General features: G+C 70.2%; 14 protein-coding genes and 2 pseudogenes. 5 read left to right on the top strand and 11 right to left on the bottom strand.

All coding sequences use genetic code 11. The annotated features are described in order from the left end of the window. Positions 1-15 precede the first annotated feature (15 nt). From CG747_RS50115 to CG747_RS51120, 4 genes and pseudogenes are all read left to right on the top strand, one after another. Positions 16-186 carry a hypothetical protein gene (locus tag CG747_RS50115; RefSeq protein WP_180985867.1) on the top strand — a complete coding sequence of 57 codons (171 nt, stop codon included), beginning with the start codon at positions 16-18 and terminating at the stop codon, positions 184-186. 501 nt (positions 187-687) lie between these two features. After that, positions 688-801, top strand: a complete 114-nt coding sequence (locus CG747_RS50110) for a LysR family transcriptional regulator (RefSeq protein WP_257980994.1) — start codon at positions 688-690, stop codon at positions 799-801. A 189-nt stretch (positions 802-990) separates the two neighbouring features. Further along, the gene (locus CG747_RS37395) at positions 991-3792 is read left to right on the top strand and encodes a glycoside hydrolase N-terminal domain-containing protein (protein ID WP_219621596.1); all 2802 of its coding nucleotides are present in this window, start codon (positions 991-993) and stop codon (positions 3790-3792) included. A gap of 559 nt (positions 3793-4351) precedes the next feature. Further along, a pseudogene (locus tag CG747_RS51120) lies at positions 4352-4567 on the top strand (transposase); the annotation flags it as partial. Positions 4568-4627: 60 nt separating this feature from the next. Here CG747_RS51120 and CG747_RS37385 read toward each other — a convergent pair. Further along, positions 4628-5281, bottom strand: coding sequence for an IS30 family transposase (locus CG747_RS37385; RefSeq protein WP_219621595.1), 654 nt, complete (start codon positions 5279-5281; stop codon positions 4628-4630). A gap of 311 nt (positions 5282-5592) precedes the next feature. Here CG747_RS37385 and CG747_RS37380 point away from each other — a divergent pair. Beyond that, positions 5593-5784 (top strand): annotated as a pseudogene (locus CG747_RS37380) (hypothetical protein); the annotation flags it as partial. On the opposite strand, the gene CG747_RS37375 reads toward CG747_RS37380, so the two are convergent. From CG747_RS37375 to CG747_RS37325, 10 genes are all read right to left on the bottom strand, one after another. Further along, positions 5784-6449, bottom strand: a complete 666-nt coding sequence (locus CG747_RS37375; RefSeq protein WP_100606353.1) for a nitroreductase — start codon at positions 6447-6449, stop codon at positions 5784-5786. The pseudogene CG747_RS37380 and the gene CG747_RS37375 sit on opposite strands and share 1 nt — an antisense overlap. Positions 6450-6516: 67 nt before the next feature. After that, a complete protein-coding gene (locus CG747_RS37370) occupies positions 6517-7245 on the bottom strand; it encodes an SDR family oxidoreductase (RefSeq protein WP_100606352.1) in 729 nt (242 codons plus the stop codon). Positions 7246-7568: 323 nt separating this feature from the next. Beyond that, the gene (locus CG747_RS48420) at positions 7569-8390 is read right to left on the bottom strand and encodes a hypothetical protein (protein ID WP_180985866.1); all 822 of its coding nucleotides are present in this window, start codon (positions 8388-8390) and stop codon (positions 7569-7571) included. Between the two features lie 308 nt (positions 8391-8698). Next, positions 8699-9904 carry a cytochrome P450 gene (locus CG747_RS37360; protein ID WP_100606350.1) on the bottom strand — a complete coding sequence of 402 codons (1206 nt, stop codon included), beginning with the start codon at positions 9902-9904 and terminating at the stop codon, positions 8699-8701. Positions 9905-9943: 39 nt separating this feature from the next. Continuing rightward, complete coding sequence (locus tag CG747_RS37355) at positions 9944-11335, bottom strand: NAD(P)/FAD-dependent oxidoreductase (RefSeq protein WP_100606349.1); 1392 nt, start codon at positions 11333-11335, stop codon at positions 9944-9946. Continuing rightward, complete coding sequence (locus tag CG747_RS37350; protein WP_100606348.1) at positions 11325-11564, bottom strand: ferredoxin; 240 nt, start codon at positions 11562-11564, stop codon at positions 11325-11327. The genes CG747_RS37355 and CG747_RS37350 overlap by 11 nt, the downstream gene beginning before the upstream one ends. Positions 11565-12566: 1002 nt before the next feature. After that, the gene (locus CG747_RS37340; protein WP_100606346.1) at positions 12567-13607 is read right to left on the bottom strand and encodes a helix-turn-helix domain-containing protein; all 1041 of its coding nucleotides are present in this window, start codon (positions 13605-13607) and stop codon (positions 12567-12569) included. A 106-nt stretch (positions 13608-13713) separates the two neighbouring features. Then, entirely contained in the window at positions 13714-14706 is a 993-nt protein-coding gene (locus CG747_RS37335) for an alpha/beta hydrolase (RefSeq protein WP_100606345.1), read from the bottom strand. Between the two features lie 197 nt (positions 14707-14903). Beyond that, entirely contained in the window at positions 14904-15875 is a 972-nt protein-coding gene (locus tag CG747_RS37330) for a helix-turn-helix domain-containing protein (protein WP_100606344.1), read from the bottom strand. 142 nt (positions 15876-16017) lie between these two features. Further along, positions 16018-18780, bottom strand: a complete 2763-nt coding sequence (locus tag CG747_RS37325) for an AAA family ATPase (RefSeq protein ID WP_257980993.1) — start codon at positions 18778-18780, stop codon at positions 16018-16020. Between the last annotated feature and the right edge of the window lie 156 nt (positions 18781-18936).

Here is an 18936-nt window from a genome sequence, read left to right as displayed (position 1 = left end):
GAGGCGGCCCACAGGGTGAGCACCACGCAGCGCTGCCGCCCGTGTGTGTGCTTTTTCAGCCGCTGGAGGACCTGCCTCAACGAGAATTCGGACAATCGGGGCACGGTATCTCCAGCGGCCTTCTACGTCGGCGGCCGCAAGGTCGAACGCGACGGCGTGCTGGCGACGCAGACCTCGTGGCGTTGAGGGCCCAACGCTGGCGGAGCGAGGGGCGGACCGCTCCCAACCGCAAGGGCGGCTGCCGCTCAGCCCGGTGGACGGAGGAAGCGCGCTCCTCCACCGTGCTGCTGCCCCACGGCCCGTCGAGGGCCGACCGCGCGGCCCGCACCGCACGGTCAGCCGTTCCGGCGTCCGCTTCAAGAACCGTTCCGATCACTGAACCATCCGCTGACGTAGTGCGCCCAGCGCCGCGGGCCCGCTTGTGCGGGCCGCACGTCGCTCATACCGATGGCCTCCAAGCTTCCGCCGTCCCGCAGCGCCTTCTCGTACGAGTATCTTGGCGAGCTGAGCCATGCCTGAATAATGCCTATTCCGCTCATCGGTATGCCCGATCAGGCATAGCTGCTGGAGAGGGGCGTTCATGCACCCCGACGATCTGCCCAACGTACGCCTCAAGCTGCGTCATCTCGTTCCGATCACCGCATCGCCGAGCAGGGCAGCCTCCTCAAGGCGGCGGAGCACCTGCACGTGACGCAGCCGGTCCTCACGCGCGGGCTGCGCGAGCTGGAAACCGTGCTGGGAGTCGAGCTGTTCGAGCGTGGTCCGCGCGGTACGACGCCCACGTTGTACGGCGCACCCTGAATCGAGCCACGGCCATGCAGCCGATTCCGGGCCCCGGGCAGCATTGCGCGCGATTCTGTTCAGAGTTGTTGACTGTTGCTCATTTTGGCTCCATGTTTGACACGTTCGAACATGTCTCCCTGTCAACTTGCCACTGGACACACAGCCGTGGGTCGTGAGCGCCTGCTCGATCTCTCGTTGGAGGCTCTGGTGTCGGAAGCCCATTTCTCGCGCAGATCACTGCTGCGCGGCGCAGCCACCCTCGGGGCACTGCTGGCAGTGCCGGCACTGCCGCCGTTCACCGCACGTGCCGCAGCGGCAACCCCGTCCACCGCGAGGGCGGCGGGTCTGGTGCCGGCCGACCAGGCGACAGTGCTCTGGTACACCTCGCCGGGCACCGAGTCCGCGCTGATGGCAACGGGCCTGCCGGTCGGCAACGGTCGGATCGGAGCCCTGCTCACCGGCGATCCCGGGTACGAGGCCTACCACGTGACCGACGTGACCTTCTGGGAGGGCACGGCCAACGCCTCCCTCGACTCCGGCGGGCAGTTCCCCTATGCCGCCGCCGACTTCGGCACGCAGCAACTGCTCGCCAAGGCGTACTTGAGCATTCCCGCCCACTCGGGCTCCGCCGTCAGCGGCTACCGGCGGCAGCTGGACCTGAGCAACGGCCTGGCATCGGTGTCCTACCAGGCCGGCGGTGTCAGCTACCGCCGTGCCGTCTGGGCGAGTCATCCGGACGACGTGATCGTCATCCATCTGAGCCAGAGCGGCGGCGGCAGCTACACCGGTACCCTCAGTCTGAACGGAACCCACGCCGAACGCACCACCGCGAACCCCGGATCGGCCGGGGCGTCGTTCACCGGCACGCTCGCCAACGGCCTTGCCTACGCGGCACTGGTCCAGGCGACCGGCACCGGTGGCGCGGTCAGCGCCTCTGGTACGGCGGTGACCTTCACCAACTGCACCGACGTCCTGCTCGTCGTCAGCGGCGGCACGGACTACTCCCCCACAGCAGCGGGGTTCATGGACCCGACCATCGCGCCGGCAAAGGTGGCAGCGAACCAGGCATCCCGAGCCGTCGGCCTCGGCGCGTCCGCACTGCTCGGCAACCACCTGACCGACTACCAGCCGCTGCAGCAGGCGATGACGCTCGACCTCGGCCGCTCGACCGCCGCGCAGCGAGCTCTGCCGACCGACCGGCGACTGACCGCAGCGCACGCCTCCGGCGCAGCACCGGACCCGGAACTGCACGCCGCCTACGTGCAGTTCGGCCGGTATCTGATGATCAGCGGCTCCCGCACCAGCCTGCCGATCAACCTCCAGGGACCGTGGCAGCTGGACAACTCGCCCGACTGGATGAGCGATTACCACACCGACATCAACGTCCAGATGGTCTACTGGCTCCCGGACCGGGCCGGTCTGCCGTCCTGCTACCAGGCCTTTGCCGATTACTGCGTCAACCAGCTACCGCAGTGGGAGGAGCACACTCGGGCACTGTTCAACTCCTCCACCAACGGGTTCCGCAACTCCTCGGGCCGGATCGCAGGTTGGACCGTCGCGATCTCCGCCAACATCTACGGCGGCCTCGGCTGGTGGTGGCACCCGGCAGGAAACGCCTGGCTGTGCAACGAGCTGTACGCCCACTACGAGTACTCGCAGGACTCCGCCTACCTCACGAAGATCTACCCGCTGCTCAAGGGCGCATGCCAGTTCTGGGAGGCTCGGCTGATCACGACCAGCTACACGGATGCGGCCGGAGTGAGCCACACCGTGCTGGTCGACGACGCGGACTGGTCACCCGAGCATGGCCCGACGAACGCGATCGGCATCGCCTATGCGCAGGAGCTGGTCTGGCAGCTGTTCCGGAACTACCAGGCCGCGGCCGCCGCCCTCGGCCAGGACGCGGCCTATGCCGCGACCATCGGCGGGCTGCGGAGTCGGCTCTACCTGCCGCAGGTCAGCAACCTGACCGGGTGGCTGGAGGAGTGGATGACACCGCAGGACCTGGACACCTCCGACATCACCCACCGCCATTTGTCGCCGCTGGCCGGGCTGTTCCCGGGGGACCGGATCACCGCCGACCAGAGCCCGGCGGAGCTGCTCACCGGTGTCACAGACCTGCTGACCGCGCGCGGCATGACCAGCTACGGCTGGGGTGTTGCCTGGCGCTCGATCTGCTGGTCGCGACTGAAGAACCCGGCGAATGCCTACCAGTGCTTCGTCAACGGCCTCACTCCCTCGGTGAACGGCTCGACCGGGACCGCGGGGAACTTCTTCGACATCTACGGCGGGCAGGTCTTCCAGATCGACGCCAACATGGGCCTGCCCGTCGCCGTGATCGAGATGCTGGTCTACTGTCGGCCCGGTCGGCTTCAGTTACTCCCGGCGCTGCCGGCGGCCTGGTCGGCTTCCGGCAGTGTCAGCGGAGTCGGCGTCCGCGGCGGATTCACCGTCGACCTCGACTGGAGTGCGGGGCAGGTGACCTCGTTCACCCTGCACAACATCGGCCCGGCCAGTGCCACCACCACGGTGGCATCGGCCGCGTGGAGCAGGCGGGTGACCCTCCCGCCCGGACAGTCGGCGACGTTCGACAGGTTCGTACTGGTCAACCGCGGCAGCGGCAAGGCCATCGACGACCCCGCGGCCTCGGGCGCCGCCGGGACACGGCTGATCCAGTACTCGCCCGATGGCGGGTCCAACCAGTCGTGGACGCTGCAACCCGCCGGGCCAGGTGTCTTCACGCTCGTCAACGGCGCCTCCGGCCTGGCGATGGACGTGCTCGGCGGCTCGACGTCGGACGGCACCGCAATCATCCAGTGGACCCCTACTGGGGCGACCAACCAGCAGTGGACGCTGAAGGACGTCGGCGACGGATACGTCAACCTGGTGAACGCCCGAAGCCAGAAACTGGTCGGCGTCGTCGGTTCCTCGACGGCTGACCTCGCCGGCCTTGAGCAGGAAACCAGCACCGGTGCCGCCAACCAGCAGTGGCAACTGATCCTCGCCTGAGCCCGACCGGGCCCGGGACCGGGTGGCCAGGGCGCCGGCGTCCAGTGGTAGGCGACCGCCCCCGACCACCGCCGCTGCTGCTGTCCGATCCCGACCGCAACGGCGTCGCGGTCTGCCGGGCCGACTCCGCCCCGATCCACCCGGCCCTGCGCACAACGCCCTGCTCACGCCGTCGGCCGACGCTGATCTCCTGGTTCCTCGGGCCCGCCAGGCGGCACGAACTCCGCCGACCAGCAGATCTCTTTGAACGGTGGCGCACCCGAGCCATGCCCGACGGTGCAGCACACCCGCCGGGCCGGCCACAGGGCGAAGACGACAAGCCCTGTTGGGTCCATTCCCAGACCATCAACCGACGCACAGACTAGTACTCCAGCAGCGGTTCGTGCCCTGAGCTGGTTCTTCTGCGGTAGTGGCAGTGGCGGGCGACGGCTTGGTGTTGTCTTCTCCAGGCCGACCATGTCAATGCGTGGGTGATGGGGTCACGATTGGCTTGAAGCTTCCCCTTGATAGTGGACACCTGGAGACTGGGATCTTGAGGTTCCAGAGGAAGTAGCACCAGGTGGGAAGCAAGTACACGAAGCGGTACACCGAGGAGTTCAAGCGGGACGCGATCGCGCTCGTCGATTCCTCGGGCAAGACGGTCACCGCGGTTGCCCGGGAACTCGGCATCAGTTCCGAGTCCCTGCGCGGCTGGTACCGCCGGGCGAAGGCGGACCGGGGCGAGGGCGAGTCCGGTGAGCTGACCAGCGCCGAGCGCGAGGAGCTCAAGCGGCTGCGCAAGGAGGTCCGCGAACAGCAGCAGACGATCGAGATCCTGAAAAAAGCGACCTTAGATTCAACCGGTCAAGGCAACACTCTCGGCTGGTGTGCGGAACCCCAAGCACTTGCGTGGACGGTTGTTGAGCTTTGTCGCGATGGCATCAAGGTCGTCCTGGCTGAACGTCGACAGGTTTGTTCCTTTGGGCAGGTACTGCCGGAGCAGCTTGTTGGTGTTCTCGTTGGTGCCCCGTTGCCAGGGGCTACGCGGGGCTGCAAAGAACACGTCGACACCGGTGTCGGCGGTGAACCTCTTGTGGGCTGCCAGTTCCATGCCGCGATCCCAGGTCAGCGAGTTGCGTAGTCGGGGGTCCATGCGCTCGTAGGTCTCTGTCAGAGCGGGAACGACCACGGTGGTGTGGCGGCTGGCGAGTTTCACGACCGTGAGGAAGCGTGACTTCCGGTCGACCAGCGTGGCGACCTGGCTGTTGTTCGAGCCGATCACCAGATCGCCTTCCAGATGGCCGAACTCGCTGCGGTCCTGCGCCGCTTGGGGCCGGTCCTCGATCGGTCGGGCATCGGTGATCTGTGAGCGCCATTGTCCTTTCACCGTGTGACGCTTGTTCTTCCGGATCGGGCGGCCAGTCCGCAGACGCTTGCACAGCTCGCGGGGTATCACTTTCCAGCGGGTGGTGTAGACCGACCGGTAGATCGTCTCGTGGCTGATCTCCATTGCCGGGTCGTCACCGAGCGTCCTACCGGGCCATCGCCGGCCTCCCGGGGCGCGCGGTGTCGACGATCAGCCGTGAAGTCAACACCAACGGTGGGCGCGACGTCTACCGGGCGATCGCTGCGCAGGAACGGGCGTTTGACCGCGCTCGGCGTCCGAAGCAGTGCCTGCTCGCCCGCAGGCCCGCGCTGCGGCAGATGGTGCTGAGCTTGCTGGAAGCGCGGACCGCTCGCTGTGATCCAGCCCTTACGTCACAACTGCATGCCGTGCTGGCCGTCGGCGACCAGTCAGCAGGTCGAGGGGAGACAGATCCGATGGGGGCTTGGTACTACTGCGCCGACAGTGAGAACGGCGATCACATCGGTGCCCCCTCCGAGGCCGCCCTGTTCATGCTGATCGACGACCTCAACGACACGGACAACACCTTCGTCGTCATCCAACCCGACGATGACGGCCCGGCCTGGTTCACCTCCGTCGCCGTCCAGGATGAAGGCGGCTACGAGCTCTATCCCCCGACGAACGTGACGGTCTCGTCGAGCGGCGCCCGGCCCGTACGGACGTAGCCCACTGTGCGGTCCTCGAAGCCGATCGACATGCCGCAGAAGAGGATGAGCTCGTCCGGGGGTGACAGGATCTCCGCGACAGTCCTGCGGTACACCGACCACGCCATCTGCGGGCAACTGTCCAGCCCTTCGGCGCGCAGCAGCAGCATGACCGTCTGCAGATACATGCCGACGTCGGACCACTGAGGCCGGCCCATGTCGCGGTCGATGTAGCAGAACAGGGCGGCGGGCGCACCGAAACAGTCCCAGTTCGCCGCAGCGGCCCGCTGGCGCGCCTCCCAGTCCTCGCGCTCGATACCGAGTGCGCTGTAGCGTTCGTGGCCGAAGGCGGATCGGCGCTCGTGGTACGGAGACTTCAGTGCGGGCGGGTACATCTCGTACTCCCGCTCGTCCCAGGGGTCGCATGCGGCCACCCGCTCGCCGGCGCGCTTCTTGAGCTCGGCCAGCGGCCCACCGGTCACCACGTAGGAGCGCCACGGCTGGAGGTTCGATCCGGACGGCGCCCAGGCCGCAGCCGACAGCACCCGCTCCAGCACCCGTCGCGGGACAGGCCGGTCGGTGAACCCTCGCACCGCCCGTCGGCTCGTGACCGCCTCATAGACATCCACGATCAGCTACCTCCCTCAATCATCTACCGCCCTCGACTGCTCCATGGACGCTTAGGAGGCGGGGATGTCAGGAGAGCCAGTCGGCGTAGTGGGTGGGGGCGAGGTGGGCGTTCTTGTCGGTGAGGACGTCGCCCTTGACGACGGCGAACATGCCGGCGGTGGGGTCGGTGACGACGGTACGGCTGTCGCCCTTGTGGGACAGGGTGATCCGGCCCAGCTCGTCCAGGGTGAAGACCTCGGGTCCTGCGATGTTGCGGATGCCGTTCAGCGGAGCTCCGGCGGTGACCTCCGCCACCGCGTCGGCCACGTCCTTGGAAGCGATGGGCTGGATGGGCGTGGCGGGCAGCCGGACGGTGTCGGCGTCGGCGGTCCAGGACAGGACTGCGTCCATGAAGTCCATGAACTGCGTGGCCCGCACGATCGAGTAGGGGATCGGCCCGGCCGCGAGGATCTTCTCCTGGAGCGCCTTGGCACGGTAGTAGTCCAGCTCCGGCACCTGGTCCGTGCCGACGATCGAGAGGATGACGAGGTGGCCGACGCCGCCCTTCCGGGCCGCGGCCAGGAGGTTGTCCATCGAGGTCTGGAAGAAGGCGAGCGAGGCTTCGTCGAAGGTCGGGGAATTGGTCAGGTTGACGACGGCGTCGGTTCCCGCCACCGCCTCGTCCAGTCCCTGGCCGCCGATGATGTCGACTCCGTTGGACTTCGAGTGCGGTACGGCCTCGTGTCCGGCGGCGTTCAGGTTCTTGACGACCTGCGAACCGATCAGTCCGGTACCGCCGATGACTGCGATCTTCATGACGTGCCTTTCGCCCGGGATTACTACGCAATATGGCATATACAACGCTATGTGGGCGGGGCATGAAACGGCTCGCTGATCGTCCTGGTACGCGGTCGAATGCGGGAGCAACCGGCTCAAGCGCAATCGGGCGGTCGCCACCCGGTTTGACAAACGCGACCGTCTGTCGCGACACCACCCGCAGCGAGCACGAGGTCACCGAGGCGACCAGCATCAACGACGTCGCCTGCGACCTCACCATCTGGTTGGCCGCCCGCGACTTCCCCGGACGGCCAAGCAGGCAGGTCACCCAGTTCTCAAACACGGCCATGCAGCGCGCCTCGTCAGTCACCGGCCGCCATGGGGACAACGATGACCAGCCCAGACATCACACTGAGTGTCCCTGCCGCGATGGCGCAGTGCCGGAAGTTCGAGCAGGCCGACGGTCCTCTGTCGGCCTGCTTCGTGTGAAGGGCAAGCCTGCACCCCAGCCGTACGATCACGTTCGGGCGTGGTCTCAGTCCGCTTGCTGGCCGGCTGGTTCGCGGTCCTCCTCGGGGAACTCCTCGAGGTCGTACTGGTCCGACTCGGTCGCGGGCAGCACGATCGGCGCCATGCCGATCAGGAGGAGTTCCAGGGGCTCCGCCGGCGGTCAGGCCGAGGGTCTCTCCCGCGTCGGCCTGGATCGTCGACAGGTAAGAGATCTGCTCGCGGTCGCACTCACCGCTGCCGGCGAGGACAGTGGTGATCCGTCGGGCCTTGGGGTCGGTGGAGGACCAGGTGGTCCCGGCCTGCAGTCGCAGCATCTCCACCCACACCCCGCGCTCGGAGAGCGCGCCGAGGAATTTGTGTTCCACGCCCGGCTCGGCTCCCTCTACGGGAAGCCAGTTGAAGCACTTGGGGTCGGCGACAATCGGGAATCCGTAGCGAGGTCGGGGATACTTCAGGCTGTCTCCGAACACGTGCTGCCAGATGGTGGTCAGCCCCCATTGCCGCTTGCCGTCCGGTCCGATGTAGAAGGGCCCGCCGAAGTGGCTGCCGGTCTCGGTCAGCTCGCGGATGGCTTGGCGGCGCTGTTCGATGCTCATGAAGCCGTAGCCGGACGAGCCACCGAACTGCAGCGTCAAGCCGAGGGAGAACGCTGAAAGGCCGAGGGCCAGCTGCACCCCGACGCAGACCCGGCGGCAGCGGCACCGGTGATCTTCGCCCTCATGCCCGGCCTGATCATCAACCACCACCTGATCACCGACATCACACTGAAGGAACTGACCGCCGGCCTCACCGCCCTCGGCACCACCCTCACAAGCATGGAGTGACCGGACGGCCTCCCCACGACTCCACTTGCCCTCCGCGACGCGAAGCCGGGCGCCCCGTGACTAGCTGGCCCGCCCACTACCAGACGGGTTCCGAACCGGCGCTGGCCGGTGCTTCAGAGGGATCAACACGGCTCGTCACCACCGTGGCCCTCCTACGCTCAGGTCGTGAGTCCCTCGATCGCCACGGGGAGGTGACGGGGGCCGCGCAGCACCGCGTTGGCGCGGTAGGGCGGCGGGTCCTCCAGCAGCCTGGAGAACGTCACCCGGCGGAACAGTTCGGGCACGGCCACATGGAGTTCCATACGGGCGAGCGGGGCGCCGAAGCAGTAGTGGATGCCGGTGTAGAAACCCAGGTGTTCGTTGTCCTTGCGGTCGGGATCGAACCGGTCGGGGTCCGGGAAGCGTTTCGGGTCGCGGTTGGCCGCGGCCAGCATGAGCCAGACCGGCGAGCCCTCGGGGATCGTGGTGTCGGCGACGTCGATGTCGGCCAGTGCGGTGGTCCACGGCACGAACTGGACCGGGGGCTCGTACCGCAGCACTTCCTCGATGAGCGGGACGGCCAGGGCCGGTTCCCTCTGGAACCGTGCGAGGACGTCGGGATGGCGCAGCAGGGTCAGCGTCGTGTTGGTGATCGCGTTGACGGTGGTCTCGTGGCCGGCGACCAGGAGCAGCACCGCGGTGGCCTCCAGGTCCGCCGGGGCCATCTCGGGGGCGAGCGCGCTGAGCATCCCGGGGCCGGGGTGGCGGCGTTTGGTCTCGATCAGGTCGGTCAGGTAGCTGCCCAATTCCTGGCGTGCCCGCTGGGCCTTCTCCAGGCCGTCCTCGCCGGCTTGGGGGTCGAGTGACGACGCCAGGGCGTCGGCCCAGCCGTGGAAGCGCGGTTCGTCCTCGCGCGGCACGCCGAGGACCTTGCAGATGGCGGTGACGGGCAGGGGGTAGGAGAAGTCCTCGACGATGTCCACCTCGTCCTTGCCCTCGAAGGCGTCGAGCAGTTCGGTGACGACCTTGGCCAGGTCTCCGCGCAGGTCGTCGAGGAACCTGGGGCTGTGCGGGGGACCGAACGGCCGGTTGATGGTGTCGCGCAGCCGGTCGTGCAGGGGTGGGTCGGTGAAGATGAAGCTGGGCGGCAGACCGGTCTCCTCATTCGGTTGCCCGGTGCGGGCGTAGCCGGGCGAGCGGTGGCTGGTGTCGTTGCTCAGCCGTGGGTCGTTGGCCAGGCTCCGCACCTCGTAGTAGGTGCTGACCAGGTACGTTCCGTCGTCTTCCCGCCTGACCGGAGTCCTGCGCAGTTCCGCGTAGAGCGGGTACGGATCGGCTCGGTTGACGTAGTCGGTGATCTGCGCGGGGAGGGTGCCGAGCGTCATGGTGTCTCCTGGGGGCTCCGGGCGGCACAGGGCCGGTGGTCAGGCACGCGACGGAACGAACTGCACGCGCCGCTCGCTCGGTGAGTGGCCCGACAGCGTGACGGTGGGCCCGTGCGTGGGCAGGTGGGGGTCGGGGAAGTCCGGGTCGACCGGCTGCAACGTCTCGGTGCGACGGTCGACCGTGCGGTACTCCGGTGGGAACGGTGCGCCGGCGGCGATCTGCTCCTGGTGGAACCCCAGCCACTTGGCTCCGTCGAAGGTCGCCGCGGCGATGACCCGACCGCGGTAGCCGTACACGGCGACGAACCGCTCCTCGGTGAGCGACCCCTGGGTGACGACCAGTTGGTCGCCCAGCGGGGGCACACCCACGGACTTGATGTTGATACCGAACTGGGAGGACCAGAACATCGGCACCCACAGGTGCGGAATGCGCTTCGTCCCCGCACAGATCATGTTGTGGGCGGCGATCTCTGCCTGTTCGACCGCGTTGCCCCAGTGCTCCAGCGACAGGAACTGGTAGTCGAACAACGGGTGCGGGCTGCGGGCGACGTCACCGGCGGCGTAGATGTCGTCGGTGACGATGCCGTTGACGTCGAACGCCCGGCACCCGGCGTCGCACGCGACGCCCCGGGGCCCCGCGGCCACTCCCGAGCCGGCGAGCCACTCCGTGTTCCGGACGGCGCCGAGCGAGATGACCGCGACCTCCGCGTCGATCGCCGTGCCGTCGGACAGATGGGCGCGCCTGAGCCGTCCTCCGTAGTCGCCCTCCAGGGCGGTGACGCTGACCCCGCAGCGCAGATCGACGCCCTTGCCGCGTTGCAGCCGGTCCGCTGCCGCGCCGATCACCCCGCCGAGCGCACCGACCAGGGGTGCCGGGCCGCGTTCGGCAACCGTGACCTCAAGACCCAATTCCCGGCAGACAGAAGCGACTTCGGAGCCCGTGAAGCCGGCGCCGATCACCAGCACTCGGGAGACCCCGGAGGTCAGCTTGCGGTGCAGATGGGTTGAGTCGTCGCGGGTGCGGAGTACGAACACCCCGTCCAGCGCGGCCTCTTCCGGGTGGATCCAGGCTCTGGCCCGGGTCCCGGTGGTGATCAGCAGGCGGTCGTAGGGAACGGTGTCGCCGTTCGCCAGGCGTACCTGTTTGGCGTCCCGGTCCAGTCCCTCGGCGGCGACGCCCAGGCGCCATGCGGCGTCGATGTCGCACCTCCGCGGCAGTGCGGTGTCCTCGGGCCGCGCCCGTCCGAGCAGCGCCTGCTTGGACAGCGGCGGCCGGTCGTAGGGTTCGTACGACTCGTCACCGATCATGGTGAGCGATCCGGTGAACCCCTGGTCACGCAGGGTCTCCGCCGCACGCAGACCGGCCAGCGAGGCGCCGACGACGATGCGGCCCTGGCGCCGCAGGGCCTCGACCTCCGTATCAGCCGTCATGGCGCTCCACACCCCCCGTCACGCCCCGCGTCGGCTCGTCGGAGTAGTCGACGAGGATGGCCTGCACCGGGCAGGCCGCCGCGGCCTTCTCCACCCGGTCGCGTTGTTCCTCGTCGAAGCGGGGGGAGAACAACAGCGCTTCCTCGCCGTGCAGGGCGAACACGTCCGGGGCGAGGAAGACGCACTGCGCGAAGCCCTGGCACCGGTTGAGATCGACGACAAGCCTCATCTGGAACCCGCTTCCTGCTCAGGCTCCGGCTCCGGCGGCCGCACGCTCCGCAGCCCTCGCGCTCGGTCCACACGATCGGTTGGCATACCTCTCCTTCAGGATCAGCTCCTTCGCAGCGGCTCGCAAACCGGATGCGCGGCCGGGGCGCGCCGACCCCCCACCGCCCGAGATCGGCCTGTTCTTGCAGGTCAGGCGACATTCCCACAGGATGTGCGCGGGGCGTTCCCGGAGCGCGGGGAACGCGGCGCCGCGCGTCAGCTGCGCCGCTCCGAGAGCAGCTACGACGCTCCTTTGTTCCCGGGGCCCCAGTCGGTGGTCGGTTCGGAATTCCGTCGGGAGCCAGCGGGCGGAGTGCGCGGCGCGGGTCGACTACGCGGCCAGGGTCAGGCGGTGCCCAGCCACGGCTTCGCCTGCGCGCGGGCGAATCCGTGCCGCATCACGGACCGCGAAATCATCCAGCCAGACAGGAGAGTTGACCACCCATGCCGGACTCGCGCGACCATGCGGACATCGGTGCTCAGATCGATCTGGTCTCGGCGGTGCAGGCGCTGCGGGACCAGATCACCGAGGCCGCCGCAACCGACCCGGGATCGGACGTCCGCCCCAGGTCGGGCCGATTGACAGAGTGGCGCCGCATGGAGGCCACCATGACGGCGGCCTCCCGGCGTGCCGGTCTTGAGGAGGCCAAGCGCGCAGAAGACCGGGCGGCGCGGCGCAAGACCAACGTCGCCATCACCTCGTCGATCGCCTCCACCACGGCCTCGGGCGGCCGCTGGCGCCCGGACCCCGCACGCCCCGCAGTAGCGGCAGGCTCCGCCGCGTCCGCTCGTCACCCGGCACGCCCGCGAACAGGTTGGCCCCGGGCGTGTCCAGGGCCACCAGCTTCACGTACTCGAAGGTCGGCTCCCCGGTCCGGTGGGGCGGACGGTGCGTCGGCTCGTCAGGGCAACACCGCTGGTGAGCCGTCACGCGGCGTCGCGCCCGGCGGCCCACCGCCGCGGCTCACACCGCGACGCCGTATCCGTCCGGGCAGACGGCCTTCCCCGGTTCGTAAACCGGCAGCGGCGGCCGCACGGTGCCCGGCGACAGGCTCGCGCCGGCACGAGCCTGCCACTCGCGCGGGGAGACCCCGTAAGCGGCCCGGAACGCCCGGCTGAAATGACTGGCGCTCACGAAACCCCAGCGGCCCGCGACCGCCGCCACGGTCGCCCGGCCCGCCGTCGGGCGGGCGAGGTCGCGGCGGCACATGTCCAGCCGTTGGCGCTGGATCCAGCGGGCCACCGTCACTCCCTCGAAGCGGAAGAGCTTGTGCAGGTACCGCACCGACACGTGGTGGGCGGCCGCGATCCGCTCCGGCGAGAGGTCCGGGTCCCCCAGATGGCGCAGGATGTGGTCCTTCACCCGGGCCAGCGTGGCGAGGGCCACTTCGGGCGCCTCCGGAACGGACCGGCCGCGGCGCTCGTGGGCGAGCACCGCGAGCAGGTCGAGCGCCGTGGTGGCGAGCCAGGATGCCAAGTGCGGCGCCGTCGAGTCGGCCGACCGGGAGAGGCACTCCAGGTATGCGGCCACCAGCCGGGCGGTGCCGTCGGCGGCGTCGAAGGCCGTCGCGGTCAGCACGCGCAGGTCCTCCTCGGAGACGCCCGCGGCCGACCGCGGCCAGTGGAAGGCCGTGAAGACGAAGGGGTCCGGCAGCTCCTTGGCGAACGGCCGCCCGGCGTCGGAGATCGCGAAGGTGCCCGGTCGCAGCTCCACCTGACGGCGGTCCTGAACCAGCCGGGCGGTTCCCCGGTGCTGGAGCGCCAGTGTGAGGTGGTCCTCCCCGCCCCGGGCGATCAGCGCCGCGCTGCGCTCGACCCGCTGCGGGCCCGCCTGTACCAGCGAGACCTGCAGGGCACCCAGGCGGTGGCTGGTGATGCTCGCGGAGGCGGGGGCGCTTTCGAGCAGGACCACGTCCAACGGGATGAAGGTGTGGGAGACGGCCTCGTGCCAGTACTCGGCGCGGTCGGCCGACGGCACCCCGGCGGTGTCGAGGACGACGGACATCGGTGCTCCTCAGAAGGCTGTTGACCGGACCGGCCGGTCCGGCCGCGCGGTATCGGGCGGGTGGACCCGGGACTCCCCTCCCCCGGGACGACGGGGGGGGAGTGGATCACCAGGAACGGCTGTGCAGGGCCACGTGGACGGTGTCGACGGCCTGGATCAGCGCGGCACGGGCAGTGCCGGTGGGGCAGAGCGCGCCGAGCAGGAGGAAGCCGTGCACGGCACCCTGGTAGCGCATCGCCACCACTGGCACCCCCGCCCCCCGGAGCCTGGCCGCGTACGCCTCGCCCTCGTCCCGCAGCACGTCAGCCTCGGCGGTGATCACGAGCGCCGGGGGCAGCCCGACGAGTTGGTCCGGGGAAGCACGCAGGGGCGCGGCGGTGGCCTCGCTCCGCCGCCGAGTTTCGGGCAGGTAGTCGTCCCAGAACCGGCGCATGTGGTCGCGGTGCAGGAAGTACCCGGTCGCGAACCGGCGGTAGGACGGGGTGTCGAAGTCCGCGTCGGTCACCGGGCACAGCAGCACCTGGTGGACCAGCCGTACGTCGCCGCGCTGCCGGGCCAGCAGCGTCAGCGCCGCCACGAGGTTGGCCCCGGCGGAGTCGCCGACGGCGGCCATCCGCCGCCCCTCCAGTCCGATCTCGTGGCCGTGCGCCTGGATCCACCGGGCCACGGCGTGGCACTGCTCGACGGCCACCGGGTAGCGTGCCGCCGGCGCCCGGGCGTAGTCCACGTACACCACGGCTGCGTCGGTGCCCAGGGCGAACTCCCGCACCAGCCGACCGTAGGAGGCCGCGTCGCCGAGCGACCAGCCCAGACCCGGCAGGAACAGCACCACGGGGCTCGGCCCGGCGGCGCCGACGGGTCTGGTCACCTGGACGCGCACCCGCCCGGTCGGTCCGCAGGGCAGGACGAGCCACTCCGCCGTGGTGCCGTAGGGGTCGTCCGGGCCGCCGGCGGGCCCGTCGTTCGGAACGCCGTCCGACGTGAGGAAAGAGAGGTCCGATGGTTCCGTCGCGGACCGGCCGACTCGGGTGTCCAGGAACTCCTGGAGCACCCGGTCGAGCACCGGTCGCCGGTCATGCAGGGGGGTGGTGTCGGACAACTCTCGCTCCTGGCTTCGGTCGGTGCGCACTGCGGCGCCATGGGCGCCCTGGCCGGGACAACCGGTGTGCACCGGGCGGACGTCGAGCGTGCCTCCCAGTGGTACGGCCGTCTCGCGCGACCGTACTGCCGGGGTGACGGCCGCGATGGCCCGACCGTGCACGAACTCCTTCCGACAGCAGGTAGGTTGACGCTACGTCAGCCAGCATCGTCGTTCCGGAGCGCGCGCCATTCGCGCGGCGAGACGCCGTACGCGGCACGGAAGCTCCGGCTGAAGTGCGCCGGATTGACAAAGCCCCACCGCTGGGCGACGGCCGACACCGTCGGCGCGGTGCGGCCGCGCCGCACCAGCTCGCGGGCGCACGCCTCCAGACGGCGCTGCTGGACGAGCCGGCGCACCGTCACTCCCTCGCCCTCGAAGAGCCGGTGCAGGTACCGAACGGAGATGTGGTGGGCATGCGCGATCCTCTCGGGCGACAGCTCCGGGTCGCCCAGGTGACGGTCGACGTACTCCCGCACCCTGCGGACCAGATGGGCGCTCGGGATGTCCGGCTCCTCCGCGGCCCGGGCAAGGGCCAGTTGGGCGACGAGTGCGCTGAGCAGGTCGGCGACGCTGCCGGCCAGCCGGTCGCCGACCGGGGCGGGGTAGGAGTGCGCGGAGGCGGCGAGGATGCCGAGGAACGGCAGGAGCACCGGTCCGCAATCCTCGCCGGGGCCGACGGCCGTCGCCGACGCCTGCCGCAGGTCGCGCTCCGGCACCCCCAGCAGTCGGCGCGGCAGGTGGAACAGGTGGGTGCGGAAGCGCTCCGGGTAGACGACGGCGTACGGGCGCGCCGTGTCGTACAGGACGAGCCCGCCCGGCCGCACCTCCGCGCGGCGCCCGTCCTGCTCCAGGACCGCCCGGCCCGACACCTGCACGCCGACCCCGACCTGCGGCTCGCTCCGCGGGGCCCGCGCGATCAGCGCCGCCGTACGCGAGAGCCGGGCGGCGTCCGCCTCCAACGTGGAGATCCGCACGTACCCGAGCCGGTGGGACACCAGGAACCCGTCGAACGGCCGCCCGGGGAGCGGGAGCACCTCCACCGGAACCAGCGACCGCGACACCGCCCCGCTCCAGTACGCCGCCTTGTCGCCGTCCGCGACCGCCGCGGTCGTCACCCGCAAGCCCATCTGACCGCCCTTTCCGCCGAAGTCCTGCGCGGTCTCAGCCTGGACCGCGGGCGCGGCGGCCCGTTAGGTCATCTGACTGCCGTGTTCGGGACGATGCGCGGCGCGGCTCGGGAAGGACCCGTCGGCCAGGTGTTCCAGCAGGTCAGCCGCTGTCGAGGGCGTAGGCGAGCGCGGCCCGCGAGGTGATGCCGAGCTTCGGGAAGATCTTGTAGAGGTGGGCTGCGACGGTGCGGGGCGACAACTGGAGCTGCCGGCCGATCTCCTTGTTGGTCAGACCGGTCGCGGCCAGCTGGGCGATGCGCAGCTCCTGGCCGGTGAGGCCAGGCGACTCCGTGGCTGACCCGCCCGGCGGCAGGGCCACACAGTGGCCCGAGGCCCTCAGCTCCTCCTCGCACCGGTGGGCCCAGGGGGCGGCCTGGAGGCGGCGGAACACGTGGTGGGCCACGCTCAACACCTCGCGGGCTCCTGGCCGGTGGCGTCGGCGCAGCCACGAACCGTGGGCGAGACGCAGCCGGGCGAGGTCGAAAGCCCACTGCTCGGCGTCCGGCACGGCGTACGCGGCACGGTAGGCGGCGTCGGCTTCGTCGTCCTCGGCGGCCAGGGCGGTGGCGGCCGCGAACAGGAAGGCGTGGCGGCCGGAGATCTCCGCGGAGCGCGCCGTCCGTCCCGCCGCGAGGTGCGCCCGCGCGTCCTCGTGCCGGCCGGTGTGCACCGCGGCCGTCACCAGGTCGAAGACCAGTGCGTGGTGCCAGGGCAGGCCGCTGGACAGCCGCCCGGGCGGGGTGATCTCGCAGAAGTGCGTGTACGCCTCCTCGTAGCGCCGGTGGGCGAGCGCGGCCAGGCCGCGCAGGTGGGTCAGGCGGTCGAGGACGTACCGCATACGGGCACGCGTGGCGGCCGGCCTGATGGCCTGGTCGATCTCCCGCAGTCCGGCCTCGTCGCCCCGGCCGGCGAGGAAGTGGGCATAGGACTGGCGGAATATCAGGGCGTTGCAGTGGTAGCCGAGTTCGTCCGCGATCTCGGCTTCGCGCAGGCATACGGGTGCCTGGTCCCAGTGTCCGAGCAGGTAGTCCTGTTGGCACTTGGCCTTCGCGACCGAGCCCTGGGTGGCGTAGCCGTGCAACCCGGTGAAGCGCTGCCACAGGTTGCCCTCTGGGCAGTCGAGCGCCGAGGCGGTCCACAGCAGGAGCCAGGCCGCACCGGCCTCCTGCTCCTCGGTCATGTTCCCGGCCACCGCGCGCAGGGTGGCGGCCACGTCCGGGCCCGGTTCGGTCCAGGCCCGCAGGCACAGCCGCCCCGCCTCGGAGACGTTCTCCCGGTGCCGTTCCAGGGCTCGCCATGCCCAGGGGGCGCCGGTGTAGGTGGCGGCCAGCAGCAGTTTGAAGTAGATCTGTTCGGCCAGCCCGCCGAAGTCGTCCGCATCCGGTGCCGTCAGCGTGTCGAGGGCCCCGGGCAGCAGTGCGGCGGAGGACTCGAAGTCGACGTGGTGGCTCTGGTCGGCGTAGACCACCGCGTACGCGAACAGCGGGGCGACGTCCTGTGGAACCGTGCTGGCCCGCAGTTCCTCCACCAGGGCCGCGGTGTGGCGCAGTTGCCCGCCGCGAGCCGCCATCACCGCGGCCCAGGTGAGCCGGCGGGCGCGGTCGCACGAACTGGGGCTGAGGACGGCGGCACGTTCGAGCAGGAGTGCGCCCTCCGCGTCACCGCCGCGGCGGGCGAGGTCGCGGCCGGCCTCCTGCAGGCGGCGGGCAAGGTCCTCGTCCGGTAGCAGCGCGGCGGACGCCTCGTGGACCAGCCGCCGGGGATCGTCCGGCGCGAGGGCTTCGGCGAGTGCGCGATGAGCCTCTCGGCGCGCGGTATCGGAGACTGCGGAGACCACGGCGGTGCGGACCAAGGGGTGGCGGAACACCAGCTGTCCGGTCGGGTCGAGCCGGGCCAGACCATCCGCCTCGATCCGTTCCAAGGTCTCGTTCATGTGCTCGTCCGCGGCGGCCCGCGGCCACACGCCGCTGCTGAACTCCGGTCCGGTGGCCAGTGCGCCCAGCAGGAGCAGGCGGCCGATCTCCGGTGTCACGGCTCCCAGCCGTTCGGCGAACATCCGCTCCAGTTTCCGCCCCAGCGGCAGCCGTTCCGGCAGCGGAGCGGCCCCCCGTTGCTGGGCGACGGCCAGTTGGCGCGGCAACTCCACCAGCGCCAGGGGGTTGCCGGCCGCCTCCGTCAGGACCCGGTCCCGGGCGGGCGCCGCCAGTTCGGGGTAGCAGCTGCCCAACAGCTGGGCCGCGTCCGCCCGGGTCAGGGCCCGCACGTCGACGGTCTCGGCCGACCACGTCCGAGTGGCCGGGCCATCCGCGCGAGCGGCACCGACGATCACCAACGGCAGCTCGACACAGCGCCGTTGGAGGAAGGCGAATACGGCCGCGCTCGACGAATCGATCCAGTGCAGGTCGTCCAGGAGCAGCAGCACGGGGGCGGTCCGCACCGCCTCGTCCAGCAGTACCAGGGCAGCAGCGCCGACGGCGAACCCGCTCGGGGCGCCAGACCGGACGCCGAGCGCACTCTCCAGGGTGTCCCGCTGGTGGGCGGACAGGGCGACGGACCGCTGGAGCAACGACCAGAATGCCTGGTGGAGGGCCCCGAACGAGAGGTCCGTCTCGGCCTCCACGCCGACCGCGCGCAGCACGGTGAATCCGCGGTCGCGCGCCACGCGCTCCGTCCAGGCCAGCAGCGTGCTCTTGCCTACGCCCGCCTCGCCGCGCAGCAGTACCGTGGACCCGCTCGCGCCGTCCTCGGCCTGCACCAGGGCCGCGGTCAGCAGCTCCGTCTCCCGCTGCCGCCCCACCAGGACCGGAACCCGCCTGTCTTCCGCCACTCGCGCCCCCGGGTCGTCCAGTCTGCTCAATCCCAACCGACCAAGGCTACCGCCCGTCAGATCCACCCGGCGCAACAGTGGAAGCGCCGTACTCCTCCCGGGCAGGGACGGCCAACGCGTCTTCGGTTGGGCCCGCGCACGGTCCCAGAACCGCTCGATTCGGCCAGGACATGCCCCGGGGGTGGCGGTGCG

Origin of the sequence: Streptomyces sp. CB02959 (genome assembly GCF_002803155.1) — a bacterium.
GTDB lineage: Bacteria > Actinomycetota > Actinomycetes > Streptomycetales > Streptomycetaceae > Streptomyces.
This window is presented reverse-complemented; position numbering and strand designations above follow the sequence as displayed.